Source organism: Porphyrobacter sp. YT40, from assembly GCF_006542605.1.
Lineage (GTDB): Bacteria > Pseudomonadota > Alphaproteobacteria > Sphingomonadales > Sphingomonadaceae > Erythrobacter.
Genome location: NZ_CP041222.1, coordinates 1,883,600 through 1,909,836, shown reverse-complemented (window position 1 = coordinate 1,909,836; position 26,237 = coordinate 1,883,600). Strand labels below are relative to the sequence as shown.

The 26,237-nt window shown below is 66.7% G+C and carries 28 protein-coding genes; 17 read left to right on the top strand and 11 right to left on the bottom strand.

Features of this window, described 5'->3' with window-relative positions; translation table 11 throughout:
- The first annotated feature begins 14 nt into the window (after positions 1–14).
- The gene (locus E2E27_RS08845; RefSeq protein ID WP_141458596.1) at positions 15–650 is read left to right on the top strand and encodes a glutathione S-transferase family protein; all 636 of its coding nucleotides are present in this window, start codon (positions 15–17) and stop codon (positions 648–650) included.
- 16 nt (positions 651–666) lie between these two features.
- Here the strand turns inward: E2E27_RS08845 and E2E27_RS08840 are convergent, their stop codons facing one another.
- The gene (locus E2E27_RS08840) at positions 667–1,239 is read right to left on the bottom strand and encodes a hypothetical protein (RefSeq protein ID WP_141458595.1); all 573 of its coding nucleotides are present in this window, start codon (positions 1,237–1,239) and stop codon (positions 667–669) included.
- A 198-nt stretch (positions 1,240–1,437) separates the two neighbouring features.
- Between E2E27_RS08840 and E2E27_RS08835 the strand changes: the two genes are divergently transcribed.
- The gene (locus tag E2E27_RS08835) at positions 1,438–1,689 is read left to right on the top strand and encodes a hypothetical protein (RefSeq protein WP_141458594.1); all 252 of its coding nucleotides are present in this window, start codon (positions 1,438–1,440) and stop codon (positions 1,687–1,689) included.
- Here E2E27_RS08835 and E2E27_RS08830 read toward each other — a convergent pair whose 3' ends face one another.
- Positions 1,690–2,736, bottom strand: a complete 1,047-nt coding sequence (locus tag E2E27_RS08830; protein WP_141458593.1) for a bifunctional transcriptional activator/DNA repair enzyme AdaA — start codon at positions 2,734–2,736, stop codon at positions 1,690–1,692.
- Positions 2,737–2,799: 63 nt separating this feature from the next.
- Complete coding sequence (locus E2E27_RS08825; protein ID WP_141458592.1) at positions 2,800–3,456, bottom strand: hypothetical protein; 657 nt, start codon at positions 3,454–3,456, stop codon at positions 2,800–2,802.
- Positions 3,457–3,547: 91 nt separating this feature from the next.
- On the opposite strand from E2E27_RS08825, the gene E2E27_RS08820 reads away from it, so the two are divergent.
- The 8 genes from E2E27_RS08820 to E2E27_RS08785 all read left to right on the top strand — a co-directional run bounded on the left by E2E27_RS08820 (position 3,548) and on the right by E2E27_RS08785 (position 12,798).
- Positions 3,548–5,143 carry a S1 family peptidase gene (locus tag E2E27_RS08820; protein WP_141458591.1) on the top strand — a complete coding sequence of 532 codons (1,596 nt, stop codon included), beginning with the start codon at positions 3,548–3,550 and terminating at the stop codon, positions 5,141–5,143.
- 178 nt (positions 5,144–5,321) lie between these two features.
- Positions 5,322–5,876: a F0F1 ATP synthase subunit delta gene (locus E2E27_RS08815; RefSeq protein ID WP_141458590.1), complete on the top strand. Its 555-nt coding sequence runs from the start codon at positions 5,322–5,324 to the stop codon at positions 5,874–5,876.
- A gap of 12 nt (positions 5,877–5,888) precedes the next feature.
- Entirely contained in the window at positions 5,889–7,418 is a 1,530-nt protein-coding gene (gene atpA, locus E2E27_RS08810) for a F0F1 ATP synthase subunit alpha (protein ID WP_141458589.1), read from the top strand.
- A gap of 12 nt (positions 7,419–7,430) precedes the next feature.
- Positions 7,431–8,300, top strand: a complete 870-nt coding sequence (locus tag E2E27_RS08805) for a F0F1 ATP synthase subunit gamma (RefSeq protein WP_141458588.1) — start codon at positions 7,431–7,433, stop codon at positions 8,298–8,300.
- Between the two features lie 20 nt (positions 8,301–8,320).
- Positions 8,321–9,775, top strand: a complete 1,455-nt coding sequence (gene atpD, locus E2E27_RS08800; protein ID WP_141458587.1) for a F0F1 ATP synthase subunit beta — start codon at positions 8,321–8,323, stop codon at positions 9,773–9,775.
- Positions 9,776–9,781: 6 nt separating this feature from the next.
- Positions 9,782–10,039, top strand: a complete 258-nt coding sequence (locus E2E27_RS08795) for an ATP synthase F1 subunit epsilon (protein WP_141458586.1) — start codon at positions 9,782–9,784, stop codon at positions 10,037–10,039.
- A gap of 160 nt (positions 10,040–10,199) precedes the next feature.
- Positions 10,200–12,305 carry a prolyl oligopeptidase family serine peptidase gene (locus tag E2E27_RS08790; RefSeq protein ID WP_141458585.1) on the top strand — a complete coding sequence of 702 codons (2,106 nt, stop codon included), beginning with the start codon at positions 10,200–10,202 and terminating at the stop codon, positions 12,303–12,305.
- Positions 12,306–12,555: 250 nt separating this feature from the next.
- A complete protein-coding gene (locus E2E27_RS08785) occupies positions 12,556–12,798 on the top strand; it encodes a DUF1153 domain-containing protein (RefSeq protein ID WP_086608972.1) in 243 nt (80 codons plus the stop codon).
- A 16-nt stretch (positions 12,799–12,814) separates the two neighbouring features.
- Here the strand turns inward: E2E27_RS08785 and E2E27_RS08780 are convergent, their stop codons facing one another.
- Genes E2E27_RS08780 through glmU form a run of 4 tightly spaced genes read right to left on the bottom strand, consistent with a single transcriptional unit; the run spans position 12,815 to position 15,708 of the window.
- Positions 12,815–13,411, bottom strand: a complete 597-nt coding sequence (locus E2E27_RS08780) for an SOUL family heme-binding protein (protein ID WP_141458584.1) — start codon at positions 13,409–13,411, stop codon at positions 12,815–12,817.
- 56 nt (positions 13,412–13,467) lie between these two features.
- Positions 13,468–13,743, bottom strand: a complete 276-nt coding sequence (locus E2E27_RS08775; protein WP_141458583.1) for an HNH endonuclease — start codon at positions 13,741–13,743, stop codon at positions 13,468–13,470.
- On the bottom strand, positions 13,736–14,341 hold the full coding sequence (locus tag E2E27_RS08770) for a hypothetical protein (RefSeq protein WP_141458582.1): 606 nt from the start codon (positions 14,339–14,341) through the stop codon (positions 13,736–13,738). The genes E2E27_RS08775 and E2E27_RS08770 overlap by 8 nt, the downstream gene beginning before the upstream one ends.
- On the bottom strand, positions 14,338–15,708 hold the full coding sequence (gene glmU, locus E2E27_RS08765) for a bifunctional UDP-N-acetylglucosamine diphosphorylase/glucosamine-1-phosphate N-acetyltransferase GlmU (protein ID WP_141458581.1): 1,371 nt from the start codon (positions 15,706–15,708) through the stop codon (positions 14,338–14,340). The genes E2E27_RS08770 and glmU overlap by 4 nt, the downstream gene beginning before the upstream one ends.
- A gap of 76 nt (positions 15,709–15,784) precedes the next feature.
- On the opposite strand from glmU, the gene E2E27_RS08760 reads away from it, so the two are divergent.
- The 4 genes from E2E27_RS08760 to E2E27_RS08745 all read left to right on the top strand — a co-directional run bounded on the left by E2E27_RS08760 (position 15,785) and on the right by E2E27_RS08745 (position 19,628).
- Positions 15,785–16,468 (top strand): HAD-IA family hydrolase, encoded by a 684-nt coding sequence (locus tag E2E27_RS08760; RefSeq protein ID WP_141458580.1) that lies wholly within the window; start codon positions 15,785–15,787, stop codon positions 16,466–16,468.
- Between the two features lie 206 nt (positions 16,469–16,674).
- Positions 16,675–17,604 carry an SDR family NAD(P)-dependent oxidoreductase gene (locus E2E27_RS08755; protein WP_141458579.1) on the top strand — a complete coding sequence of 310 codons (930 nt, stop codon included), beginning with the start codon at positions 16,675–16,677 and terminating at the stop codon, positions 17,602–17,604.
- A gap of 105 nt (positions 17,605–17,709) precedes the next feature.
- A complete protein-coding gene (locus E2E27_RS08750) occupies positions 17,710–18,360 on the top strand; it encodes a DUF4328 domain-containing protein (RefSeq protein ID WP_141458578.1) in 651 nt (216 codons plus the stop codon).
- 86 nt (positions 18,361–18,446) lie between these two features.
- Positions 18,447–19,628, top strand: a complete 1,182-nt coding sequence (locus E2E27_RS08745) for a hypothetical protein (RefSeq protein ID WP_141458577.1) — start codon at positions 18,447–18,449, stop codon at positions 19,626–19,628.
- A 66-nt stretch (positions 19,629–19,694) separates the two neighbouring features.
- Here E2E27_RS08745 and E2E27_RS08740 read toward each other — a convergent pair whose 3' ends face one another.
- Genes E2E27_RS08740 through E2E27_RS08725 form a run of 4 tightly spaced genes read right to left on the bottom strand, consistent with a single transcriptional unit; the run spans position 19,695 to position 22,824 of the window.
- Positions 19,695–20,051 (bottom strand): DUF2794 domain-containing protein, encoded by a 357-nt coding sequence (locus E2E27_RS08740; RefSeq protein WP_141461740.1) that lies wholly within the window; start codon positions 20,049–20,051, stop codon positions 19,695–19,697.
- 19 nt (positions 20,052–20,070) lie between these two features.
- Positions 20,071–20,826, bottom strand: coding sequence for a serine O-acetyltransferase EpsC (gene epsC / locus E2E27_RS08735; protein ID WP_141458576.1), 756 nt, complete (start codon positions 20,824–20,826; stop codon positions 20,071–20,073).
- A gap of 45 nt (positions 20,827–20,871) precedes the next feature.
- On the bottom strand, positions 20,872–21,528 hold the full coding sequence (locus E2E27_RS08730; protein WP_141458575.1) for an HdaA/DnaA family protein: 657 nt from the start codon (positions 21,526–21,528) through the stop codon (positions 20,872–20,874).
- A 9-nt stretch (positions 21,529–21,537) separates the two neighbouring features.
- The gene (locus tag E2E27_RS08725; RefSeq protein WP_141458574.1) at positions 21,538–22,824 is read right to left on the bottom strand and encodes a heavy-metal-associated domain-containing protein; all 1,287 of its coding nucleotides are present in this window, start codon (positions 22,822–22,824) and stop codon (positions 21,538–21,540) included.
- Positions 22,825–22,893: 69 nt separating this feature from the next.
- Here E2E27_RS08725 and purM point away from each other — a divergent pair, with 69 nt between their 5' ends.
- The 3 genes from purM to E2E27_RS08710 are packed head-to-tail and all read left to right on the top strand — an operon-like array spanning position 22,894 to position 26,193.
- Complete coding sequence (gene purM / locus E2E27_RS08720; protein ID WP_141458573.1) at positions 22,894–24,015, top strand: phosphoribosylformylglycinamidine cyclo-ligase; 1,122 nt, start codon at positions 22,894–22,896, stop codon at positions 24,013–24,015.
- On the top strand, positions 24,008–24,973 hold the full coding sequence (gene purN, locus E2E27_RS08715) for a phosphoribosylglycinamide formyltransferase (protein WP_141458572.1): 966 nt from the start codon (positions 24,008–24,010) through the stop codon (positions 24,971–24,973). The genes purM and purN overlap by 8 nt, the downstream gene beginning before the upstream one ends.
- Positions 24,974–24,975: 2 nt before the next feature.
- Positions 24,976–26,193 (top strand): sulfotransferase, encoded by a 1,218-nt coding sequence (locus E2E27_RS08710; protein ID WP_141458571.1) that lies wholly within the window; start codon positions 24,976–24,978, stop codon positions 26,191–26,193.
- Positions 26,194–26,237: the final 44 nt, after the last annotated feature.

The window sequence follows — 26,237 nt, the reverse complement described above, 5'->3', positions numbered from 1 at the left end:
AGGAGCCCGATGCCATGCTGACCATCCACCACCTGCGCCTGTCGCAATCCGAACGCATCGTCTGGCTGGCGGAGGAGCTGGGGCTGGATTACGAGTGCAAGCTCTACACCCGCCGCACCGACAACCGCCTTGCGCCCGACGAATACAAGGCGCTGCATCCGATGGGGATAGCGCCGGTCATCACCGATGGCGATCTGGTGCTGGGCGAAAGCGGGGCGATCATCGACTACATCGTAGCCAAATATGCGCCCGATACCGATCTGGTGCCCGGCCCCGATCACCCCGATTTCGCCGACCACCTGTTCTACCTCCACTGGGCCAATGCGACCTTCATGACCAATGGCATGATGGCGCTGGTGGCGCAGTTCATGGGCGCGAAGGAGCTGCCGCCATTCGTCGCCGACCGGGTGCAGAAGGGGTGGGCCATCGTCGAGAAGCGGCTGGGCGAGGCGGACTATTTCGGCGGATCGAAGCTTACCACCGCCGATATCATGATGGGCTTCCAGCTGACCACGTCTCGGGCGATGAGCGGGATGGCCATCGATCACCTGCCGAACCTCAAAGCCTACCTCAAGCGCATCGGCGAGCGCCCGGCCTACCAGCGCGCGATGTCAAAGTGCGAGCCGGGGATGCCGCCCAAGCTGGATTGAGCCGCGCTCCCCCGCCTCACTCGCGATATTTGTCGTTGCCTATGAACCCGAACGTGAACCCGTCCCGCGCGGAAGCGAATTTTATCACGTTCAGCAGAACAGCCAATCGCTCGTAGTCTGCCTCGGCAAGCAGGTCGTTGTTCGCCGGGTCGAAGACCAAAGTCTCGTCGCCTTCGAACTGCAGCATGGTGCCGGGCGCGTATCCCGCATGAGCCTCGAGCGCGCGGGCATAATCGGCAAGCGTGGCGTAATCCTCGCGCGCGGGGAAGTTCTCCAGCAACCCGCGCGCATCAAGCGCGGCCCGCGCGTCGGCGAGCGCCTGGGGTCGGTAAAGTTCTTCCAGATATTCATTGTATTGCATGAACATGGGGCCATCTTCGAAGGTCACGATTTCGGGGAATGCGGCCTCCTTGATGCAGCCGAAATGCTCCGGCGTGGCGCCTGCCACCGGCATGATCCGCACTTCGATGCTCTGGAGATAATCCTCGTAGCGGACCGAAAAGCCTCCGGCCTTCAGCCCGCAGCCGATCAGCTTGCTCTCGATAAGCTGTTCCTGCGCGGTGGGTGGTTCGGGCGGGGTGTCCATCATTCAAAGAGTTATAGAGCTGCCGCGATGGCGGACAATCCCTGCCGGGCCGCGCAAATACCGCGGCACGGAGCGCGGGTCATCGCGTGCCAGAGCCGGTTCGGCTGACAAAACGGAACCCGGCGCCCGGCGAACTCCTTGGTTTAGCAAGAAGCGCGCAGAGCTTTCTGCCGCACGAAACTTTCGCAACAGGAGCGCCTGATGGCCGACAACCTCAACCCCCAACCCCCTCGCAACAAGTGGCTCTGGCCCGCCGTCATCGCGCTGATGGGTGTTCTTGCCGTCGTCGTGATCATCAACCCCGCTGGCGACACTGACGGCACGGTCGAAGATCCGATCGTGATCGAGGATACCGGCGTTGGCAACGTGGTGGGCGACCCGCCGGCGGAGAATGTCGATAGCGGCCCCGCGCCCGAACCCTTCGCGCCGGGCGGCGAGCCGGACGACCAGTAGTCAGCCCGCACCCTCGCGCCGCAGGAGCTCCGCCTTGATCTCCAGACCATAGGCATAGCCCCCCAGCGAGCCATCGGCGGCGATTACGCGGTGGCAGGGGATCAGTACCGCGACATTGTTCGCGCCGTTGGCCCCGCCGACTGCGCGGCTCGCCTTGGGATTGCCCAGCGCCGCTGCCAACTCGCCATATGAGCGTGTCTCGCCATGCGGGATGCGGCGTAGTTCGTCCCACACGCGCTGCTGGAAGGCGGTGCCCTTCACGTCGAGCGGGATCGCGGCGCTGCCCGGTCCCGGCTGTTCGACCGCCGCCACGACCTGTGCGAAAAGGTCGCGGAAATCCTCGCCCGCCGCGACCAGTTCGGCGCGGGGGAAACGCGCGCGCAGTTCTGCTTCGCCCTCTCCGAAGGCGAGACAGCACACGCCCTTGTCGGTCGCGGCGACAAGCATTTCGCCGAGCGAGGTCGGCAGCACCGCCCAGTGCACCTGCTTACCCGCACCGCCTCTGTTCCAGTCGCTCGGCTTCATTCCCAGCCTGCCTTTCATCTGTGCGTAGAACTGATCGGCCCCGGCATAGCCCGCGCGGGCGAGCGCTTCATTCACGCCAAGGCCTGCACTCAGCGCCTCACGCACCCGCTCTTCGCGCAGGGCTCGGGCGAAGGCGGCGGGAGAGAGGCCGAGACTGCGGGTAAACAGGCGCTGGAAATGGGTCGGCGTGTAGCCGGTGAGGTCGGCCAGCGCCGCCAAAGTCATCGCACCGTTTGCGCGGATCGCGGCGATCGCGGCGAGGACGCAGGCTTCCTCCGCGCTTTGGCTGTTCGGCGAGCAGCGCTTGCAGGCGCGCAGTCCCGCCGCCTCGGCTTCCGCCGCGCCGGGGTAGAACCGCACATTGCGGCGCAGCGGCACGCGCGCCGGACAGGAGGGGCGGCAATAGATGCCGGTCGAATGCACGCCGGTGACGAAGGCCCCGTCGAACCGGCGATCCTTGGCGAGCACCGCCTGCCAGCGCTGCTCATCGGAAATGTTCTCTAAATGTTTCACGTGAAACATCCTGCCCGATTCCCGGCCCGCGCACACCCCCGCGTCTTGCGCTCAATGTTGCTGGCGGCGCGATCAGGTGATCGTGGCTGCCATTTCACGGGCGCGGGCCATCATCGCGGCCGCGTCGGCACCGGGGCCGAAGTCATAGGCGTTGACCGTCAACAGCCTCCCCCGAACCAGCGTGATGCACACGCCCACCTGCCCCGCGACCTTGCGTCCGTCCGCCCCGGCCGCCTCCAGCGAACCGCCGAGATAGACGCACCTCTCATCCGCGCCGCGATAGCCGAAGCTGTCTCCGCCGATCTTGACTTCGATTCCCGATCCCTTGCTGAGATCGCGGCTGCCCGTGGCAAGTCCCTGCTCGATGAGCTCGGCAGTGAACTGGTCCTTCATCACCCCGAGGAAATCCGCGCGGGAGAGGTCGATGCTCTCGTCAAGGCGGGGGGTCTTCACCAGAATGTAGTCCTCGCCTTCGGTGCCGCACCTGATCAGGCTGACCGGGGTCAGGTTCTGCGAATCCCACGAATTGGCCGTATCCATCTGCGTCGCGCGTGCTCCGGTCGGGGTGCAATAGCCGGCGGGCGCCGTCACCGCGAAGGCATCGCCATGCACGGTGAAGTCGATCGGCCCCGCAGGCGCCTCGGCAACCGGCGCGCTCGGCTGTGCGCTGACAGGGGCAGCGATTGTGGCAGCCAGTGCGGCGAGCACGAGCGGAAGGCGGCGTTTCATCGGGTCATTCTCCTTGGCATGGCGCTGCATTTTGTCCCGGCGCAACGCGAACTAGCGCCTGCTTCGCAAACGCGCTTATAAGCGTCAATCTATGCAAGACGTCTCCCGCAAGATCACCGCTGCGTGGCTGCACCATCTGACCCTTGGGCTTGCGGCCCTGCTGGTGCTGGCCTTTGCCCTGCCCGCCGCCGCCGATCCCGGCGATGTCGAGGCGGCCTCGCGCGGGGTGGTGCGGGTCATCATCATCGGCGAGGAAGGCGACCAGCCCGTCCCCATCAGCCACGGCACCGGCTTTGCCGTCAGCCCCACCCGGATCGTCACCAACGCCCATGTCGTGAGCGAGGCGACGCAGGACGATACGCTGCGCATCGGCATCGTCCCGCCCGAGGGCAAGGGCGGCGCCTTTGCCCGCGTGATCGCGATCAGCCCGCGCAACGATCTCGCCCTGCTCGAAATCGCCAAGGGTGCGCTGCGCCTGCCGCCGCTGGCACTGGCGGGCGGCAACGGCGCGAATCTCGGCGAGGTCGCGGCGGTCGGTTATCCCATGAATGTCGATCTGGCGCAGGGGCTCGACATGGCCGACATCTTCAGCGCCCAGCCGCCGGTCAAGTCGCGCGGCTTCCTGTCGGGCGAGCGGCCCAGCCGCCAGTTCGACACCATCCTCCACACCGCCCCTATCGCGCGCGGCAATTCGGGCGGGCCGCTGCTCGATCCGTGCGGGCGGGTGATCGGGGTCAATTCCTTCAGCGCGGATTCGAGCGGCGGCGACGGCGAGTTCTATTTCGCGGTGTCCTTGCGCGAGTTGCTCCCCTTCCTGCGCAGCAACGGGGTGGAGCCGACCACCAACGCGCTCCCCTGCCGCTCGATCGACGAGCTCAATGCCGAGGAACGCCAACGGCTCGAAGCCGACCAGTCGCAGGCGCGCGAGCGGATGGCGCAGCGCTCCGAGGAACTGCGCGAGGTCCGCGAGAAGGCGCGGCTGACGGCGCAGATGGAGGTGCTGGCGGCGCGCGAGAACCGCATGGCGCTGGCGCTGATCGCGCTGATCGCCGCGATCGGCGCAGGCTATGCCGCAAGCATATGGCGCGGTGACGCAGCGCGCACCACCCAGGCCCGCCTCGCCGCCGCTGCCTCTGCCGCGGCGCTGGTAATTGCCGGGCTGCTGTGGATCACCCGCCCCGGCCTTGCCGAGATCGAGGACCGGGTCGCTGCCGCCCTCGCCGAAGCCGAAGGCGGCCCCGTGCCCGAACCGACCTCTCCCTCCACTGCGGCGGAGGGCGCGCTGATCTGCACGCTGGTGCCCGATCGCAGCCGCGTCACCGCCGCGCGCACCGACGATGTCGCGCTGGAATGGTCGGCGGATGGCTGCGTCAACGGGCGCACGCAATACGGGCTCGGCAAGGGCGGCGAATGGCAGAGGGTCTTCGCCGCGCAGGACGATGCGGCGGTGGCGGTCAACACCTATGACCCGGCCACCCGCACGCTGCGCACCGACCGCTATTTGCTGGGGCAGGAGGCTCTGGCCGAAGCGCGCGAGGCCCGCGCGGCCTATACGCCGCCCTCATGCGGGGTCAGCGATGCCGCGCGCACGCTGGGCGAACAGCAATCCGCGCTGATCGCCAGGCTGCCCGAGCGACCCAACGAGCGGCTGGTCTACAGCTGCACCGCGAAGACTGCGGCCAAATAGACAGTCGACAGCAACCGGCACTTTCTTCGCACTCGCACAATTCCCACCCCTCGCGGCTTGCAGGATCGGGAATCAATTGCTAGGCGCGCGCCAGCTTTGACGGGGTGCCCTTGTGCGCGCCCTGCACCCAAGGCCCAAGCAAGACCCCTTACGAGTTTTCCGAGAGGACGAGACGCGCGTGGATATTTCCGCCGGTATCAAGGCTAGCCTGGCTGGACGCTATGCCTCGGCCCTGTTCGATCTGGCTGCCGAGAATGGCAAGGTGACCGCGGTCGAGAAGGATCTCGAAACGCTGGGCGCTGCCCTGAGCGAATCGCCCGATCTCGCCGCGCTCACCACCAATCCCGAACTTGCCCGCGATGTGCAGGGCAAGGCGATGGCGGCGGTGGCGAAGAAGCTGAAGCTCAGCCCCCTGACCACCAATTTCCTTGGCGTTCTCGCCGGCAACCGCCGCTTGGCCAAGATCCCCGCGATCATCAGCGCATTCAAGGCGATTGCCGCTGCCCAGCGCGGCGAAGTGACCGCCACCGTCACCAGCGCGCACCCGCTCAGCGCCGATCAGCTCGCCGCCCTCAAGACCAAGCTGACGGCGCGCGAAGGCCGCACCGTCATGCTCTCCGCCAAGGTCGACCCCGACCTTCTCGGCGGGCTCGTCGTCACCATCGGATCGCAGCGCATCGATGCCTCGATCCGCACCCGTCTCAACTCGCTCGCCAAAGCCATGCAGGCTTAAAGGACACGAAAAATGGAAATCCGCGCCGCAGAAATCTCGAAGGTCATCAAGGACCAGATCGCCAATTTCGGTACCGAGGCCGAAGTCAGCGAAACCGGCACCGTGCTGTCGGTGGGTGACGGGATCGCCCGCATCCACGGCCTCGATCAGGTGCAGGCCGGCGAGATGGTGGAATTCGCCAACGGGGTGCAGGGCATGGCGCTCAACCTCGAAGCCGATAATGTCGGTGTCGTGATCTTCGGCTCGGACAGCGAGATCAAGGAAGGCGATGTCGTCAAGCGCACCGGCACCATCGTCGACGTGCCGGTCGGCAAGGGCCTGCTCGGCCGCGTGGTCGATGCGCTCGGCAACCCGATCGACGGCAAGGGCCCGATCGTCGCCGACAAGCGCATGCGCGTCGAAGTGAAGGCGCCGGGCATCATCCCGCGCGAATCCGTCTCGGAGCCCGTGCAGACCGGCCTCAAGGCGATCGACGCGCTTGTGCCCGTTGGCCGCGGCCAGCGCGAGCTGATCATCGGTGACCGCCAGACCGGCAAGACCGCCGTCGCGATCGACACCTTCATCAACCAGAAGGAAGCCAATCAGGGCGACGACGAAGGCAAGAAGCTCTACTGCGTCTATGTCGCCGTTGGCCAGAAGCGTTCGACCGTCGCGCAGATCGTCAAGCAGCTCGAAGAAAACGGCGCGATGGAATATTCCATCGTCGTCGCCGCGACCGCTTCGGAGCCCGCGCCGCTCCAGTACCTCGCGCCCTACACCGGCTGCGCGATGGGCGAATTCTTCCGCGACAACGGCATGCACGCCGTGATCGTCTATGACGACCTTTCCAAGCAGGCCGTCGCCTATCGCCAGATGTCGCTGCTGCTGCGTCGTCCTCCGGGCCGCGAAGCCTATCCGGGCGACGTGTTCTATCTTCACAGCCGCCTGCTCGAGCGTGCGGCGAAGATGAACGCGGAAAACGGCCACGGCTCGCTCACCGCGCTGCCGATCATCGAAACGCAGGCGGGCGACGTGTCGGCCTACATCCCGACCAACGTGATCTCGATCACCGACGGGCAGATTTTCCTCGAAACCGGCCTGTTCTATCAGGGCATCCGCCCCGCGATTAACGTCGGTCTCTCGGTGAGCCGCGTCGGCGGCGCCGCTCAGACCAAGGCGATGAAGAAGGTTTCGGGCTCGATGAAGCTCGACCTTGCGCAGTACCGCGAAATGGCGGCCTTCGCGCAGTTCGGCTCGGACCTCGACGCCGCGACGCAGAAGCTGCTTAACCGCGGCGCGCGCCTGACCGAGCTGCTCAAGCAGAAGCAGTTCTCGCCGATGCCGTTCGAAGAGCAGACCGTGTCGATCTATGCCGGCACCAACGGCTTCCTCGATGCGATCCCGGTGAACCGCGTCAACGAATACGAAGCGCAGATGCTCGATTTCATGCGCCGCGAACACGGCGACGTGCTGACCGAGATCCGCACCTCGAAGAAGTTCGAAGGCGACGTCGCGGATAAGACCAAGGCCGCGCTCGAAGCCTTCGGCAAGCAGTTCGCGTAAGGACACCCGGCAGTGCCATCGCTCAAGGAACTCAAGGGCCGGATCAACTCGGTCAAATCGACCCAGAAGATCACCAAGGCCAAGCAGATGGTCGCGGCGGCCAAGTTGCGCCGTGCCCAGGCTGCGGCCGAGGCCGGGCGGCCCTATGCCCTGCGCCTCAGTGCGGTGATGGCCTCGCTGGCGAGCAAGGTGTCCGGCTCTGCCGCGCCCAAGCTGCTGGCGGGCACCGGTGCGGATCAGAAGCACCTGCTCGTGGTCGTCAACACCGACAAGGGCCTGTGCGGCGGTCTCAACTCGAACATCGTCAAGGCCGCCAAGGCCAAGGCGCGCGAGTTGCAGGCGGCGGGCAAGACGGTGGAATTTTACCTCGTCGGCAAGAAGGGCCGCGCGCCGCTGAAGCGCGAATTCCCGAACCTGATCGGCGCGGGCTTCGACACCAGCACGGTGAAGACCCCGGGATTCGACGAGGCCGAGGCCATCGCCGACGAGCTGATCGCGATGTTCGACGCGGGCCAGTTCGATGTCGCGCACCTGATCTACCCGACCTTCAAGTCGGCGCTGGCGCAGGATCCGACGGTCAATCAGCTGATCCCCGTCCCCGCCCCGACCGATGCGGTCGCAGCGGACTCGGTCGTGGAATATGAGCCCGGCGAAGAGGAAATCCTCGAGGAACTGCTGCCGCGCTACGTGCGCACCCAGCTGTTCGGCGCACTGCTCGAGCGTGAGGCTTCGGAACAGGGCGCCTCGATGACCGCGATGGACAACGCCACGCGCAACGCGGGCGAGCTGATCCAGAAGCTGACCATCCAGTACAACCGCAGCCGCCAGGCCGCGATCACCACTGAACTTATTGAAATCATTGCGGGCGCAGAAGCGCTCTAAACGAAGGCTAGGAACGAAAAATGGCCACCGCCGCTCTCAACCAGACCACCAACGGCACCATCTCGCAGGTGATCGGCGCCGTCGTCGACGTGCAGTTCGAAGGCGAACTGCCGCCGATCCTCACCGCGCTCGAGACCCGCAACGGCGACAAGACGCTGGTGCTCGAAGTCGCCCAGCACCTCGGCGAGAACACCGTGCGCACCATCGCGATGGACGCGACCGAAGGCCTCGTGCGCGGCAGCGAAGTGATCAACACCGGCGCGCAGATCTCGGTGCCGGTCGGCCCCAAGGTGCTCGGCCGCATCATGAACGTCGTCGGTGAAGCGATCGACGAGCGCGGCCCGATCGGCGCGGAAAGCACCGCCCCGATCCACGCCGAAGCCCCGGCCTTCATCGACCAGTCGACCGAAGCCGCGATCCTTGTCACCGGCATCAAGGTGATCGACCTCCTCGCGCCTTACGCCAAGGGCGGCAAGATCGGCCTGTTCGGCGGCGCGGGCGTCGGCAAGACCGTGCTGATTCAGGAACTCATCAACAACATCGCCAAGGGCCACGGCGGCGTGTCGGTGTTCGCCGGCGTGGGTGAGCGTACCCGCGAGGGCAACGACCTCTACCACGAATTCCTCGACGCCGGCGTTATCGCCAAGGATGCCGAGGGCAATGCGACCTCGGAAGGCTCCAAGGTGGCGCTCGTCTTCGGCCAGATGAACGAGCCCCCGGGCGCGCGCGCGCGCGTCGCGCTCTCGGGCCTGACCATGGCGGAATATTTCCGCGACGTCGAAGGTCAGGACGTGCTGTTCTTCGTCGACAACATCTTCCGCTTCACCCAGGCGGGCTCGGAAGTGTCGGCGCTGCTCGGCCGTATTCCCTCGGCGGTGGGCTATCAGCCGACCCTCGCCACCGACATGGGCAAGCTGCAGGAGCGCATCACCTCGACCACCAAGGGCTCGATCACCTCGGTGCAGGCGATCTACGTGCCCGCGGACGACTTGACCGACCCGGCGCCTGCCGCTTCGTTCGCGCACCTTGATGCGACCACCACCCTGTCGCGCGCGATCTCAGAGCTTGGCATCTACCCGGCGGTTGACCCGCTGGATTCGACCAGCCGCGTTCTCGAACCGCGTGTCGTCGGTGCAGAGCACTACGAAACCGCCCGCCGCGTTCAGGAAACGCTGCAGAAGTACAAGTCGCTTCAGGACATCATCGCCATTCTCGGGATGGACGAGCTGTCGGAAGAGGACAAGCTGATCGTCGCCCGCGCGCGCAAGCTGCAGAAGTTCCTCAGCCAGCCCTTCCACGTCGCCGAAGTCTTCACCGGCATTTCGGGCGTGTTCGTTCAGCTCGAAGATACCGTGAAGAGCTTCAAGGCGGTGGTCGATGGCGAATACGACCACCTGCCCGAGCAGGCCTTCTACATGGTCGGCGGGATCGATCAGGTGGTCGAAAAGGCCAAGAAGATGGCCGAAGAGGCGTAAGGCATCATGCCCCTCCACTTCGAACTCGTCACCCCCGCCAAGCTCGTCCGCTCGGAAGACGTCCACATGGTGGTCGTCCCCGGCACCGAGGGCGAATTCGGCGTGCTGGAGGGCCATGCGCCCTTCATGAGCACGATCCGCGACGGCGCGGTGCAGGTCTTCGCCAAGGACGGCGCGGCGCCGGAGATCATCCAGGTGCGCGGCGGCTTTGCCGAGGTGAATGAGAAGGGCCTCACCGTGCTCGCCGAGCACGTCGAGGGCTGATCGGCCTCACCGGAACTGAGACAAGAGGGCGGGCCGCAGGGTCCGCCCTTTTTGATTCTATCCCCTTCACATCGCTGCGCACACTCGGCACAACGGCGCTTCGCATTCCCCGAGGAGAGGACGCTTGAAACTTGTCTCCACTTTCGCACTGGCTCTCGCAATGACCATCGCATCCGCCACCGGCGCCGCGGCGCAGGAACAGCCCGCCGACGGTATCCCCGGCCCCGCGCAGGATCCCTACATCTTCCTCGAAGAGGCCCGCTCGCCCGAGGCGCTGGCCTGGGTCGAGGCGGAAAACAAGCGCACCCTTGCCGCCTTCGAAGCCGACCCGCGCTACGCGCAGCTGAAGGCCGAGGCGCTGGCGATCTTCAATTCCGATGATCGCATCCCCGGCGTCGCCTTCACCCCGCACGGGATGATCAATTTCTGGCAGGACGCGAAGAACCCCAAGGGCCTGATCCGGCGCACCACGCTGGAAAGCTGGCGCACCGACAAGCCCGAGTGGGAAATCATCCTCGACATCGACGCGCTCGCCGCAGCCGAAGGCAAGGAGTGGGTCTATGGCGGCATGTCCTGCCTGCCGCCCGAAGGCACGCGCTGCATGGTCTACCTGTCGGACGGGGGCAAGGACGCGAGCCTTGGCCGCGAATTCGACATCACCACCAAGAGCTTCGTGGAAGACGGCTTTGCCCTGCCTGAAAGCCAGGGGAGTGCACAGTGGCTGGATGAGGACACCCTGCTGGTGAGCCGCAACTTCACGCCCGAGACCACCACCGAAAGCTTCTACCCCTTCACCACCCGCCTGTGGAAGCGCGGCACCGCGCTGGAGGACGCACCGGAGATTTTCCGGGGTGAAAAGACCGACGTGTCAGCGGGTGCATCATTGCTGCGCGATGGCGAACACGTGATCCACGGGCGCCTCGGCTATCGCGGTATCTCGTTCCATGAGCGCGAGTATTTCTTCGAGAAGGACGGCCAATGGCTCAAGCTGGACCTGCCGACCAAGGCCGGGCCTGCCGGCATTATCGACGGCCAGATCCTGTTCTCCACCGATGTCGACTGGACGCGCGGCGACCAGACCTTTGCGGCGGATTCGCTCGTCTCGGCCGATCTCGAGGCGTGGAAAGCCGACCCCAACGGGGTGCCGATGACGCTGGTCTGGGCGCCGGGAGAACGCCAGACCAAGCAAGGTGCCCAGACAACCAAGAACAGCCTGTTCGTCGAACTGCTCGACAATGTGCGCGGGCGGGTGCTGAAGTTCGACTACGCGGATGGCAAGTGGTCGAGCACGCAGGTCGCGCTGCCCGACAATGCGACGCTCGGTATCGTCGCTTCGTCTGACGAGACGGACGAGATCATGTTCGCCTCGACCGATTTCCTCAGCCCCAGCACGTGGTATTACGCCAAGGACGGCTTGACGCTTGAGCAGGTCAAGCAGTCGCCTTCGTATTTCGATTCCGCCGGCATGGAGATCGAACAGCACGAGGCGACCAGCAAGGACGGAACGAAAATCCCCTATTTCGTCGTCAAGCCCAAGGGCATGACCCTCGATGGCTCCACCGCCACGCTGCTGACCGGCTATGGCGGGTTCCAGGTGCCGCGTCTGCCGGGCTATCTCGGCAGCACGGGCAAGCTGTGGGTCGAAAAGGGCGGCGCCTATGTGCTCGCCAACCTGCGCGGCGGTGGCGAGTTCGGGCCGATGTGGCACCAGACCGCGATCCGCGAAAACAAGCAGCGCACCTGGGACGATTTCATCGCGGTGGGCGAGGATCTGGTGAAGCGCGGCTTCACCTCGCCCGAGCATCTCGGCATCCAGGGCGGCTCGCAAGGGGGGCTCTTGGTGGGCACCTTCTTCACCCAGCGGCCCGACCTGCTGAACGCGGCGATCGTGCAGATCCCACTGTTCGACATGCTGCGCTATCACCTGATCGGACGCGGGGCCTCGTGGATCGGCGAATATGGCGATCCGCGCATCCCCGAACAACGCGCCTGGATCGAGGGCTATTCGCCCTATCAGAAGATCGTGGAGGGGGTGGACTACCCTGCACCCTTCCTCTGGGCCTCGACCGCGGATGATCGCACCCACCCCGCTCATGCGCGGAAAGGTGCGGCCAAGCTGAAGGCGCTCGGCCAGCCCTATTACTACTTCGAGGATACCACCGGGGGCCACTCCGGCGGGGTCGACAACGACCAGCGCGCCAAGCTGCAGGCGCTGCAATTCGTCTATCTCATGCAGCGCCTGATGGGCCCGGCGACGGGCGAGTAAACGCGGCCATCCGGAGTCTAGCTGCGGGGGCGGTGCCAGCACGGCACCGCCCCCGTTTTGCGTTAGTCGGCCCGGGCAACGCAACTGCCTGTAAAACAAGCCGACACTTTGCCCTCAACTCGCCGCGCGAAAAGCACGGCGCGTTTCATCAAGGCCCCGTTAACCATATCCGGCAGCATCTCGTTAGGCCTCCCCGTCAACACTCGCCTCAATCGGGGGCGATGATGACAAGCGACGAGGAGTATGAGCAATGGCCTATCCCAGAAATGTCTCGATCGCCGATGCGATCAAGAGCTACAATTCGCTGCCGCGCAATCACCGCGTGCATTGGTCGAAGGCGCGCAAGGACGAGGTGGTTCGTGCGGTTCACGAAAAGGCGATCAGCTTCCACGAAGCCCGCGAACGCTATCTGCTGAGCCGCAGCGAGTTCGCCCAGTGGGAAGCGGATTACATCGCCACCGGCGGCGAAACCGCGCCAATGCAGGACGCCTGATGATCGGTCCGGCGGTCTACTGCGCCGCGACGGGGATCAACACCTCGTTGCGGCGCAGCGGGCCGGGCACCATCGGGGCATCGTAAAAGGCGAATTCGGCCTCGCCCGCGGGCATCAGGCCCTGTGTGGCGAGCCAGTCGCGCAGCCGCGCCTCCATCAGCGCCAGATCGCGCGCGCTGCCATTGCCTGCAAACCGCACCGCCGCCATGCGCCGGGCGGGCACTTCGGTGAGAGCGATGTCTTCGGGCGCGGGCGGCAGGGTCGCGAGCGTGTATTTCGACGGCATCACAAAGCGCATCCGCCATTCGCCGGGCTGGGTCTCGTCCTGAAGCACGGGCGAGGTCATGGCGATGGCCTCCCCGCCGGCCGGGCGGTCCTGCGCGAAGATATAGGCTGCAAGCCGCCGGAAGCTCGCTCCGCTCGCCCGTTCGCGCGAGCCTGCATGGCTGACCTCGGCCACGACCAGCGCGGGATAGTCGCGCAGTTCGAAATCCTCATCCGCGCGCAGCACGGCGTAATCGGGCTGTTCGGTCTGGCGATATTGAGCGTACACGGCGGCGGCTCCCACAGAGGCAAGGGCGATCCCGGCAGCGATCCAGCGAGCGGCTTTCATGGCGGTTCTCCTGATGTTGCCATGAAAACCGCACAGGCCGCGCGATGGTTCCGCAGCTAGCGCGTCGGCGCGTCGAAATCGGCGGGCTTGTTCGCCACCCAGGCCACGAATTTGGCAATCGCGGGATTGTCGCGGATCGTCTCCGCATCCTCGCCGATGCGCGCGAGTTCATTGTTGGTGAAGTTGGCGTGGATCGTCTTGTGGCAGATCGGATGCACCGGCACCTTCACCTTGCCCTTCTTGGACTTGGGCACGGGGTGATGCCACTGGACGATCTCGCCCAAGGGGCGCTCGCACAGCCAGCAGGTGAGGGTTTCGGGATCGTCACTCATGATCGGCATTGTCCGCTCTGCTGGTTTCGTCGGTGAACAGCGCGCCCGGTTCTCCCATCGCGCGCCTTGCGACGGCAAAGTTGACCGGCGTTTCGGCCTGACCACCCTCGCACAATCGCAAGGCGACGACCTCGCCGCGCCGCATAATGATGACGCCGTCGCGGATCGCGGGATAGTTGGGCTCGCCTTCGGTGAAATGGGTGCGCACGATGCGGCTGAAGACGATGTAATCGGTCATGCCGTTGGAAAAGCGGATCTGCCCCTCGCCCCCGCCGGAGTAAGGCGCACTACCCCATTCGCCGCCGTCGATCGTGAGCTCGGGCACATTTTCGCCGAACCGGTATTGCGGCTCGCCCCCTTCCGGCGCGCACACCGCGAGCCGCCTGCGCCGGGGCATGGTGCAGAAGAACAGCGTTTCCTCCGGCGATGGGCAGCTTATGCTGTCGCCGCTTGCCGCCAGAGGCGCAACCGAGGTGGCGACGGGGGACGGCGTCTGTGCCGGAGCCTCAACCGCGTCGGTGGCGTCGGGCGCATCCGCCGGGGCGGTGCCGCATGATGCGACCAGGCCCGCTGCACAAAGGGCGACTGCCCGCTTCACCCCTTCTTCTCGGCTGCCTTGCGTTTCTTCATCGCGTCATGAAAGCGGTCGGCCCAGCCGTCCTTCACCAATTGCTCGGCGCGCACCATGCGCAGCTCGCCCGGCGCGACATCGCGGCTGACGGCGCTGCCTGCTGCGACAATCGCATCCGCCCCGATCGTGACGGGCGCGATCAGCGAGGAGTTCGAGCCAATGAAGGCGCGCTCGCCGATTGTGGTGCGGTATTTGAAATAGCCGTCGTAATTGCAGGTGATCGTCCCAGCCCCGATATTCGCGCCCGCCCCCACCGAGGCATCGCCCAGATAGGTCAGGTGGCTGGCCTTGGCCCCGGCATGGAGCGTGGCGTTCTTCACCTCGACGAAATTGCCGATGAAGCTGCCTTCCTCCAGCACCGTGCCGGGACGCAGGCGCGCGAAGGGCCCGACCTTGACGCCGCTGGCGAGGTTTGCGCCCTCGATGTGCGAGTTGGCACGGATCAGGACATTGTCGGCCACCTGCACGCCGGGGCCGAAGAAGACGTTGGGCTCGATGGTGACATCGCGGCCCAGCACGGTGTCGTGCGCGAAGAACACCGTGTCGGGCGCGATCAGGGTCGCGCCTTCGTCCATCGCGCGAAGGCGGCGGGCGGCCTGCCAGCGGGCCTCGGCCTGCGCGAGTTCGGCGCGGGAGTTGATCCCGGCGACCTCGTCGGCGCTTGCCGCCACGATCACCGCGCAGCTGCGTCCATCGGCGATGGCGATGTTGACGATGTCGGGAAGGTAATACTCGCCCTGCGCATTATCGTTTCCGACGCGACCCAGCAGCGCAAAGAGGTCTTCCGCCCGCGCCGCCAGCAGCCCGGAATTGCACAAGTGGCAGGCACGCTCGCCCTCGTCGGCATCCTTGTATTCGACCATCTTGAGGATCGCGCCCGCATCGTCGGCGATCACCCGGCCATAGGCGAGCGGATCTTCCGGTTCGAAGCCGAGCACCACCACAGCGGGGCTATCGGGCGCATGGAGCCGCTCCAGCATGGCGCGCATCGTCGCCGCCTTGACGAAGGGCACATCGCCATAGAGCACCAACACGTCGCCGCTGAAGCCCGCCAGCGCGCTTTCGGCCTGCTGCACCGCGTGGCCTGTGCCGAGCTGCGGCTCCTGAAGGCAGGTCACCGCCCGCGCCCCCACCGCCTTCTCGATCTGCTCGCGCCCCGCGCCCACGACCACGGCCGTGCGCTCCGGCCCGAGCTCCGCCACGCTTGCCATCAGGTGATCGAGCATGGCGCGGCCCGCAATCGGATGGAGCACCTTGTGCAGATCGCTCTTCATCCGGGTGCCCTTGCCCGCGGCAAGGATGATGGCGGCAAAGGGAGAGGTGGTGTCGGTCATGAAAGCCCCTGTAAGCAAGCCCGCGCCTGCCAGCAAATGCTTGCGATTTGAAGAAGCATCCGCCACCCCGCCGCCCATGACGGACATTCCCTTCGACGCCATCGGCTTCGACCTCGACGGCACCCTGCTCGATACCTTTCGCGATCTGGGCGCGGCGGTGAACCACGCACTGGCGCTGGGCGGAATCGCCGCGGTTTCGGTGGAAACCTCGAAAGACCTGATCGGCGGCGGGGCCAAGATCATGCTCGCGCGTGCACTCGATGCGCAGGGCGGCGTGGACGAGGCCGAGTTCAGGCGGCTCTACAAGGCTATGCTCGGCTTTTATGAGCAGAACAACGCCGTCCACACCGTGCCCTACCCCGGCGTGCGCGAGGTGCTGGATACGCTCGCCGCGCAGGGCGTGCGGATGGCGGTCGTGACCAACAAGTTCGAAGCCTTCGCCCGTTCGGTGCTGAGCCAGCTCGATCTGATCGACCGTTTCGACGCGGTGATCGGCGGCGATTCCATGGGCAGGGGCGAAGACGGCCAGTTCCTCGCCAAGCCGCATCCCGCACCCGTTCTCGCCGCGCGCGAGGCGACCGGCGGCGGCTCGTTCGTGTTCATCGGCGATTCCACCTATGATGTGCGCGCCGCCAAGGCCGCTGGGGTTCCGGTGATCGCGGCGGCCTACGGCTATTGCGACAGGCCCGCGCACGAGCTCGGCGCGGACGGGGTGATCGATTCGTTTGCAGACCTGATTCCGGCCCTTCACATTCTGTGAGTCCCCGCGCAGGCGGGGATCTCGGGCGAGGGAACGATTCGCTTGACGAATGAGGTCCCCGCCTGCGCGGGGACTCACTGTGCCGCTACGGCATGGCAACCTGTCACCTCGGTAGTTGCAAGGGTCGCGCGAAAGTGCCACGCAGCGCCCGCAATGTGCTTTACGCAGGCGTAAACCGCGCCGCATCTTTGGACAGGAGAACACCCATGACCATCAGCTTCAAGGACAAGGTCGCCATCGTCACCGGCGCAGGCGGCGGGCTCGGCAAGGCCTATGCGCTGGAACTCGCCCGGCGCGGCGCGAAGGTCGTCGTCAACGACCTCGGCGGATCGCGTGACGGCACCGGCACCTCGGACGCCGCGGCGCAGGTCGTCGCCGAGATCGAGGCGATGGGCGGTGAAGCCATCGCCAACGGCGCATCGGTCACCGAATTCGACCAGATGGAAAAGATGATCGCCGACGCCAAGCAGAAGTGGGGCGGCGTCCACGTGCTGATCAACAACGCGGGCGTGCTGCGCGACAAGACCTTCGCCAAGATGGAGCCGGCCGACTTCGAATTCGTCGTCAAGGTTCACCTCACCGGCTCGGCCTTCGCCACCAAGGCGGCGTGGGAAACCATGCGCGAGCAGGGCTATGGCCGCATCCTGATGACGGCTTCGTCGACCGGCCTGTTCGGCAATTTCGGCCAGGCGAATTACGGCGCCGCGAAGCTGGGTCTGGCGGGCCTGACCAAGACGCTCGCGCTGGAAGGCGCGAAGTACAACGTGCGCGTCAACACGCTGTCGCCGGTTGCGGGCACCCGCATGACCGAAGACCTCTTCCCGGAAGAGGCCTTCAAGCTGTTCGCGCCCGAGAACGTGGTCCCGGCGGCGCTGTTCCTCGTCTCTGAAGACGCGCCGACCAACGCCATCGTCGGCGCGGGTGCGGGCGGTTACCACTCCTCGTGGACGGTGATGAACGACGCTGTGTGGCTGCCGGAAGGCGAGCGCACGCTCGAAGGCTTCGCCGCGCGGTGGGAGGAGATCAATTCCTTCACCAACCTCATCGCCCCGCAATCGGGCAGCGAGCAGTCGGGCAACATCCTCAAGGCGATGCAGAAGGTCACCGGCACCGGTCCCGCCAGCGCACGCGGGTAAATGCGCGCTTCCGTTTGAGAAGCCCTTGAATTTGCGATGCCCCCGTGCAGAAATGCGCGGGGGCGTTTTGCATTTCTGCATGGAGGCCCCGCAGGGGAGCAAGGCATGCAGGCAGAAGGGGTGGTTCCGGGCATCGGGACATTGCAGCAGCGCGCGAGCATCGCGATCTACGCATCCTACGCGGTTATCGGCGTCTTCGCGCTGGCGCTGGTGTGCGAGGTGCTGGAGCTGGCCGGGGTGATCGACCCTTTTGGCGACCCGGACTCGGCGGTGCTGATGGTCTATGCGGCCATCATGCTCTCCACGACGCTCGCGTTTGTGGTCTCGATTATCCTGGTCGCCATGTGGATACACCGCGCTCACGCGAACCTTCACGAAGCAGGCCTGCCGGGCCTGCAGACGTCTCCCGGCTGGGCGGTCGGCTGGTATTTCGTCCCGATCGCCAACCTGTTCAAGCCGTTTCAGGCGATGCGCGAATTGTGGCATGAAAGCCATCAGACCGCCGACAGTTTCACCTCCGACGCGCCTGGAACACTGACCTTGTGGTGGGGGCTGTGGGTCATCGGCAACATCCTCGCCAATGTCAGCTTCCGGCTCGGCACTTTGGGCGATGGCAGCAACCTCCAGCCCATCCTGATCCTCGACATCGGATCGAGCGTTTGTGTGATCGGCGCGGCTTGGCAACTGGTTCAGATCATCACGGCCATCACCGCAGCGCAGCGCGACACGCTCGCGGCTAGCGCAATCTTCGAATAGCGCCCCCAAGCAGCCCACCGCCTTACTGTATTGACAAACCAACACACCCGGCGCATTCTTCCTGCAAATCAGGGGGAGACTGCCCGGTGTATAGTGACGAAGACCTCAATTCGGCCGTTGCCGCAGGCGCGCTGAGCGCCGAGGCGGCGGCGAATTTCCGCAGCCACATGAGCCGGATGCGCGCATTGCCGCATGCCTCGGAAGAGGATTTTCGGCTGCTCAACTCCTTCAACGACATCTTCGTCAGCATCGGGATCGTGATCCTGCTGGTGGCGCTGGCCGCCATCGGGCAAGCCTTGGCGGATGCCATCGCTCCCGCGCGCGACTGGGCGGAACTGACCCCCGGCATGAGCGATGCCGCGATGCGCGAATGGTCGCGCGCCAACAACCTGAACGACGCGGTTGGCGTCGCGCTTTCGGGCGGGCTCGTCGCTTGTGCCGCTTGGCCGCTGGCGCTGTTCTTCACCGCCAAGCGGCGCATGGCGCTGCCTTCGATCATCCTGCTGCTCGCCTTTGTCGGCGGAGTGTTCGCGACCGGCGTGGGCGGCGTGATCATGACCGTGGCCGACAGCAATGACAACGACACGCTCGGCGCGGTGCTGCTGGCCGGGGCCGCGCTGGTCGCGGCGGGCGCGGCGTGGCTGCACTGGCGGCGCTTCATGGTGCCGATCACGGTCGCGGCGGGCTCGGCCGCACTTGCCGGAACGGTTCTCGCGCTGACCGCCGCCGCGGTCGGGCCGGATAATCTCAACGAAAAGGTGATGCTCTCGCTGGTGCTGGTCGCAGGCCTCGCGGTGTTCGGCTTCGCGATGCGCTGGGACATTTCCGACCGCGCGCGCACCACCCGCCGCTCCGATGTTGCCTTCTGGCTCCACCTCACCGCCGCGCCGATGATCGCCCACCCGATCTTCGCGCTGCTGGGCGTGACCGATGGCGACAATCCCGGCGTTGGTGCGGCTGTCGCGGTTCTCGGGGCCTATGTTGCCTTCGGCCTCGTCGCGCTGGCGACCGACCGGCGCGCGCTGCTGGTTTCGGCGCTGGCCTATGTGCTGTTTGCGCTGACCTTCCTGTTCCGGGAGTTCGGCGCGGTCGAGCTCAACTTCGCGCTGACCGCGCTGGTGATCGGCTCGGCGCTGCTCAGCCTCTCGGCCTTCTGGCAGCCGATCCGGCGCGGGGTGGTGACGCTGCTGCCTGCGAATGTGCAGGCGCTGCTCCCCGCGACCGAGGAGCCCGCTCTCGCCCCGCCCGCAGGTGCCAGCCCGGCGTAAGCATCTCGTCCTAGAAACAGTCCCGGCCCCGTCAGGCTTCGGTCTGGCGGGGCCGTTGCGTTCCGCCTAGTCGTCGACCGCCTTCAGCAGCCGCCGCTCCATCGGGGCGAGCACACCGGCGAGATCGTGGCCGCGCTTTAGCACCTGGCCGTGTTCGCCGAACAGCGTCCACATCCCCTGCTTGCCGCGCAGAGCGGGGCGCTTCTCCACCCGCGCATGCGGGCGTTCGGCGGCGCGGCGGAAGGCGGCGAAAGTCGCGGCGTGACGGGTGAAGTCCATCGCATAGTCGCGCCATTCTCCGGCGGCGACCATGCGGCCATAGAGATCGAGGATGCGCATCAGTTCGGCCCTCTCGAAGCCGACCTGGTCCGCGCCGCGTCCGGGAAAAGGAACCACCTGTCCGGCCCCGCCGTGGGGTACCATTGCGGGAGGCTTCAAGCGGTCAATCCTTGGCCGCGCGCTTGCGGATACGCACCGGAGCGGCAGGCGGCGCCGGGGGCTCGGCCACGGGGGCCGCACGCTCGGCCAGCAGCGCCTTCATCAGCGCCAGTTCCTCGCGCATCATCGCCATTTCGGCTTCGAGCTTTTCGACGCAATCCCCGCGCGGGCGGCCCTTGTCGTCGCAGGGCGGATCGTCGCAGGGGGTGCCGTAGGGGATGAATTCCTTGATCCACTCCTCCGCCGGAACCAGCGTAGAGCGGGCCTTCAACCCGATCATCGTCGCGCCCGCGGGCACATCGTCGGTGACGACCGCATTGGCACCGACGCGCGCGCGCTCGCCCACCACGATCGGGCCGATGATCTGCGCGCCCGAGCCGATGATGACATTGTCCTTGAGCGTCGGGTGGCGCTTGCCGGCCTTGCCGTTGGTCGGGTTGGTGCCGCCCAGCGTGACGCATTGGTAGATCGTGACATTGTCGCCGATCTCCGCGGTCTCGCCGATCACGGTGAAGCCGTGGTCGATGAAGAAGTTCTTGCCGATGGTCGCGCCCGGATGGATGTCAATCGCGGTCAGCAGGCGCGAAATGTGGTTCACCAGCCGCGCGAGGAAATACATCTTCGCTTCGAACAGCCAGTGCGCGATGCGGTGAAAGCCCAGCGCCCAGACGCCGGGGTAAAGCAGGATTTCCCAGCGCGAACGCGGCGCAGGATCGCGCGCGCGGACGGAGTCGAGATAGCTGATCAGCCGGTCAAACATGGCGCTCCATCATCCCACCAAAGCACAGCCGATGCAATCGGCCGATCAGAACAGGCGCTGCTGCTCGGGCCCGTGCAGGGCTTCGAGCGCGGCGCGCCAGACAGACATGGTGGCGGGCGTCTGGCGTTCAAGAGAGATGCGGTCGATTGCCGCCACCAGCGCGGCGATCGCGGCATGGCTGCGCTCCGTGCGCGGCACGAGATAATCCGCAGCCCCGTCGGGCAGGCTCAATCCGCGCGCTTCGGCATGGGCGAGGATCAGATCGGCGGCCATTGCATCGTCGGGCGGGCCGATGGCCAGTTGCAGCGATCCGCCGATACGCGAGGCGAGATCGGGCAAGGCGATGCGCCATCCGGAGCCCTCCGCCGCTTCGGCATTGGCGACGATGAGCAGCGCTTTGCCTTCCTCGCTGCCGCCCTGCTGCACCGCATTCCAGCGGTGGAACAGCGCGGTTTCGTCCATCGTTTCGGCATCGTCGATCACCGCCAGCCGATCCGCGCCGTGCAGCCCTTGCGCCCAGCGCGCGAGCAGGCTCTTGCCCGATTGCGGCGGGCCGGTGAGGATGGCGACGTGGAACGGCCAGCGCTCCGGCGCCTGCAAGGCCTCGATGACGGCGGCATTGGCCTCGCCCACCACTATCCGCTGCGCGCCGCCGCGCGCGTGCACGGCCAGCGGCAGGGCGATTTGCGACGGCTCGGCCATGGCCGGCCCCTAGCGGCTGATGGCGAGCGCGTTTGCCCCGCGCCGCACCGCAAACCCGCGCGCCTCGAGCGCTGCGGCCAGCTCTTCGAGCGAGCCGGTGTAGCTCACGCTCATCACCGAAGTGCCGCCGATGGCGGTGCTGCTGAGCAGCAGGCCGCGCACACCCGAAGTCCCGCGCACGGCGGTGATCGCGCTGTCGAAGGCGGCACCATCCGGGGTGGCGAACTGCACGGTGAAGCTGCGCACCGCCCCCTCTGCATCGGCGCCGGTGACGGGCTGCGCATCGATCCGCGGGAGGCCCGCCGCCGCTGCCGCCGCCTCGGCCGCCTGCCGCGCCTTGGCCGCGCGACCGATGTCGAGCAGGCGCTGGATCGCCGGGTCGATCGCGCCGCCCGCCCCCAGCCTGAGGCTCGGATCGGGGCGCAACTTGCCCTCCGCCAGCGCGCCTGCAAAGATTCCGTCCATCCGCTCCACCGCCTGCGCCAGCATCGCGGGCAGGCCCTCGGCGGTGTTGGCTTCGAGGGTGAAACTGCCCAGCGGGCGATTGTCTGGGCCGTAGCGCGCGGTGAAGGTGCCGCTCACCGGCCCGCCCGGGAACTGGTGATCGAGCCGGGCAAAGGCCATCAGCACGTCGGTCGCGCCATATTGATCGAGCGTCGAGCGCCACCAGGTGCGGCTGCGGCGGTTCGCCTGCCCGAAGTTGACCAGCAGCGAATCGCCCCCCGCACCGGACAGGCGGACATAGCTGATCCGGCTCTGCCCCGGATTGAACTCCGCCCAGGCGCGCTGCCAGGGGTTGCGCTGTTCGAAGGTGATGTAGGCGCCGCCGCTCTCCACCACTGGGATCACCAGCAAGGGTGCCGAGCGGGTCTGCTGCGCCGCGCCGCCGAGATAGGCGCTGGCGCGCTGGCGATCGAACACGACGCCCAACGTCGCGATATAGCGCCGGGGACCGAGCTGTTCGCGCTCGATCACCACGGCGGAGACCAGCCCTTCGAGCTGGCTGTCGGAAATCTTCGGTCCCTTGATCTTTTCCCACGCCTTGCGCTGCGCCTCGCGCCAGCCCTTGGCACGCGCATCCTCGGCGCTCTTGCCCTGCACGTCGACGCTAATGCCCTTGACCTCGATATCGGCGCTGGCGGCGGTGGCGGCGATCCCGCGCTCGCCCGCGACCTGTGCCATCAGCGCATAGCCGCCGCCCAGCAGCGCCAGCGCGAGCGCGGTGCCGCCAAGCCAGCGCCGCAGCGCTTGCGAAGGGGCGGCAGCGGGGCCGGGAAGGGAAAGCGTCGCACGCATGGGGAAAATCGCACCCCCTTTGCCCAATGGCGAGTGGAATTCCAAGCGCGAAAGGCTATGGGCCTATGCATGACTTCGGGGACAAACGACGAGAACGCGCCGCAACCTGCGGGCTACACCTATGCCGATGCGGGCGTGTCGATCGCTGCGGGCAACGCGCTGGTCAAGGCCATCGCGCCGCTGGCGAAGGCCACCGCGCGCCCGGGTGCGACGAGCGAGCTGGGCGGCTTCGGCGGGTTCTTCGACCCCAAGGCGGCGGGCTACAAGGATCCGCTGCTGGTCGCTGCGAATGATGGCGTCGGCACCAAGCTGAAGCTCGCGATCGAGCATGACCGGCACGACCATGTCGGCATCGATCTCGTCGCCATGTGCGTCAACGACCTGATCGTGCAAGGCGCAGAGCCGCTTTTCTTCCTCGACTATTTTGCGACCGGCAAGCTGGAGAACGGGGTTGCCGAGCGGGTGATCGCGGGGATCGCGGAAGGCTGCAAGCTCGCCGGCTGCGCGCTGATCGGCGGCGAGACCGCGGAAATGCCGGGGATGTATGCGGCGGGCGACTACGATCTTGCGGGCTTCTGCGTCGGCGCGGTCGAGCGTGGGGAGCAACTCACCGGCGACAAGGTTGCGCCGGGTGATGTGCTGCTGGGCCTCGCGTCGAGCGGGGTGCACTCGAACGGCTATTCGCTCGTGCGCAGGCTCGCGGCAGACAAGGGCTGGAAGCTGAATCGCCCTGCCCTCTTCGATCAGGAGCAATTGCTGATCGACGCGCTGATCGCGCCCACGCGCATCTATGTCGCGAGCCTCTTGCCGCTGATCCGCGCGGGGCTGGTGAACGCGCTGGCCCACATCACGGGCGGCGGCTTGCTCGAGAACATCCCGCGCATCCTGCCGGACGGGGCCCACGCCCATGTCGATGCCGATTTGTGGCCCCAGCCGCGGCTGATGGCCTTCCTGCAAGCGCAGGGGAATATCGAGCCTGAAGAAATGGCGCGCACCTTCAATTGCGGGGTCGGCATGGTGCTCGCCGTCAGCGAAGCGAATGTCGCCGAAGTCACCGCCCGGCTCGAAGCAGCGGGCGAGACGGTCGTCACCGTGGGCCAGATCGAAGCGGGCGAGAAGGGCTGCACCGTGCGCGGCAGCATCGAGACATGGTCGGCGAAGGGCGACTGGAGCGCGACGCACCTTGGCTGAGACAGCCAAAATCGCCGTCCTCATTTCGGGTGCGGGCACCAATATGGCCGCGCTGGTCTATGCCAGCCGGATCGCGGACTGCCCCTACGAGGTGGTGCTGGTCGCCAGCAACGATCCGCAAGCCGCCGGGCTGGCGCTCGCGCAGGCCGAGGGGATCGCGACCTTCGCCCTCCCGCACAGGGGGCTCACCCGCGAGGCGCATGACGCCGCGATGGAAGCCGCCGTGCTGGAAGCGGGCGCGGACTACATCGTCCTTGCAGGCTATATGCGCATCCTTTCGGATGGCTTCGTCGAGCGCTGGGCGGGGCGGATGCTCAACATCCACCCCTCGCTATTGCCCAAGTACAAGGGCCTCGACACGCATTCTCGCGCCATCGCAGCGGGCGACAGTCACGGCGGCACCAGCGTCCATCTGGTGACGCCCGAGCTCGACGCGGGCGAGGTGCTGGCGCAGATCGCGGTGCCGATTGTCGCCGGAGACACGCCCGACACCCTCGCCGAACGGGTAAAGCTTGCCGAACATCAGCTCTATCCGCGCGCCGTGGCCGAGTATGTCAGCCGCTGGCGGGATCCGGCGGCGCTGCTTGAACGGATACGGTCACTCGCCCTCGCCCTGCCCGAAACCGACGAGCGCGAGAGCCACGGCAGCCCCGGCTTTCGCGTCGGCGGCGAGAAGAGCGGCAAGTTCTTCGCCTATTTCGCCGATCAGCACCACGGCACGCCGCATATCGCCTTGCTGGTGCGCACCGGCGGGATGGACGAGCTGCTCAACCTCGTCGAAGCGCAGCCCGAGGTCTATTTCAAGCCCGCCTATTATGGCGCGAGCGGGTGGATCGGGATCATTCTCAACCGCCCCGGGGTCGACTGGGACGCGGTCGCCGAATGGCTCGAGAGGAGCTGGCGCGGCGCGGCACCCAGGCGGCTGACGCGGCTGCTGGACGCGGCGGACGAGTTCTGACCATGGCGACCCGCTCTCCCCCACCGCGCGAACACCTGCTCGCGCGCGGCCCCCTCGCCGAGCGCGCCAATGCCTTTCTCGGGCGGGCGTGGGAGCGTGGCTGGCTGCCGCCGCCCGCGCTCGACGCGGACGCGCTGTGGGCGCTCGCTGCCAAGCCCTATGGCGCGCGGGCCGAGGCGGTGGAGCATGGCGGGCGCTCGTCCGAGGATGTCGCCGATTTCCGCGAGCGGCTCTCCCGGCTGATCGCCGCGGCGCTGGCCGAGGCGGACCTCAATCCCTTGGGCCGCGCGATGGCCTGGGGGCAGCTCTCGCGCGTCGTCAAAAACCGGCTGGCGTTCGGCGCGCTGTGGCTGGAGCGGCCCGCGTTGGCCGAAACCCCCCTCGCCCCGCCGATCATCGTCATCGGCCATATGCGCAGCGGGACCACCCGCATCCATACCCTGCTCGCCGCCGACCCCGCCCATTCGCACACGCGTTATTGCGATGCCTATCACCCCGTGCCGGCGAAGCTGGGCATGAACCGGGTCAAGGCGGCGATGGAGCTGGCGATGCTCGGACGGCTCAATCCGTGGATGCAGTCCATCCACCCGATGGCGGCGGGGGCGGTGGAGGAGGAGCTGGCGTGGATCAGCGCCGCGCTCCACCATTCGATCTACGAATCGCAGTGGCATATCCCGAGCTATTCGGCCTGGAGCGAGGCGCGCGGGTCGCTGCCGATCTACCGCGAAATGGCGCGCATCCTGCGCACCGACGCCGCGCATCGCGGCATCGCCGATCGCCCGCGCGTGATGAAGGTGCCCGCCTTTGCCGAGGACTTGCCCACCCTGCTCGCGCTGTTTCCCGATGCGCGGCTGGTGATCGCCAAGCGGGCGCACAAGGAAGTGCTAAAGAGCGCGGTCAGCCTCGCGGCGAACCAGATGGCGATGCAGTCTGATTCTTGCGACCTTGCACGGATCGAGGCGCGCTGGGAGCACAAGATCGCGCTGCGCGAGGCGCGCATGGCGATGGCGCTGGATGGCTGGCACGGGAGGCTCGCGCGGCTCGATTTCGACGAGATCAATGCCGATTGGGAAGGCGCAATCGCGCGCTGCTATGCCGCGCTGGGGCTCGACCTCACCGGCGAGGCGCTGCTGGCGATGCGCCGGGTGATGGCCGCGAGCGAGGCCGGGCACCACCACGCCCACCGCGAACAGCTCGCCCGGTTTGCCAGCGCAGGATAACAAAAGGGCCGCCCCCTTGCGGAGACGGCCCTTCGCAATTTCAG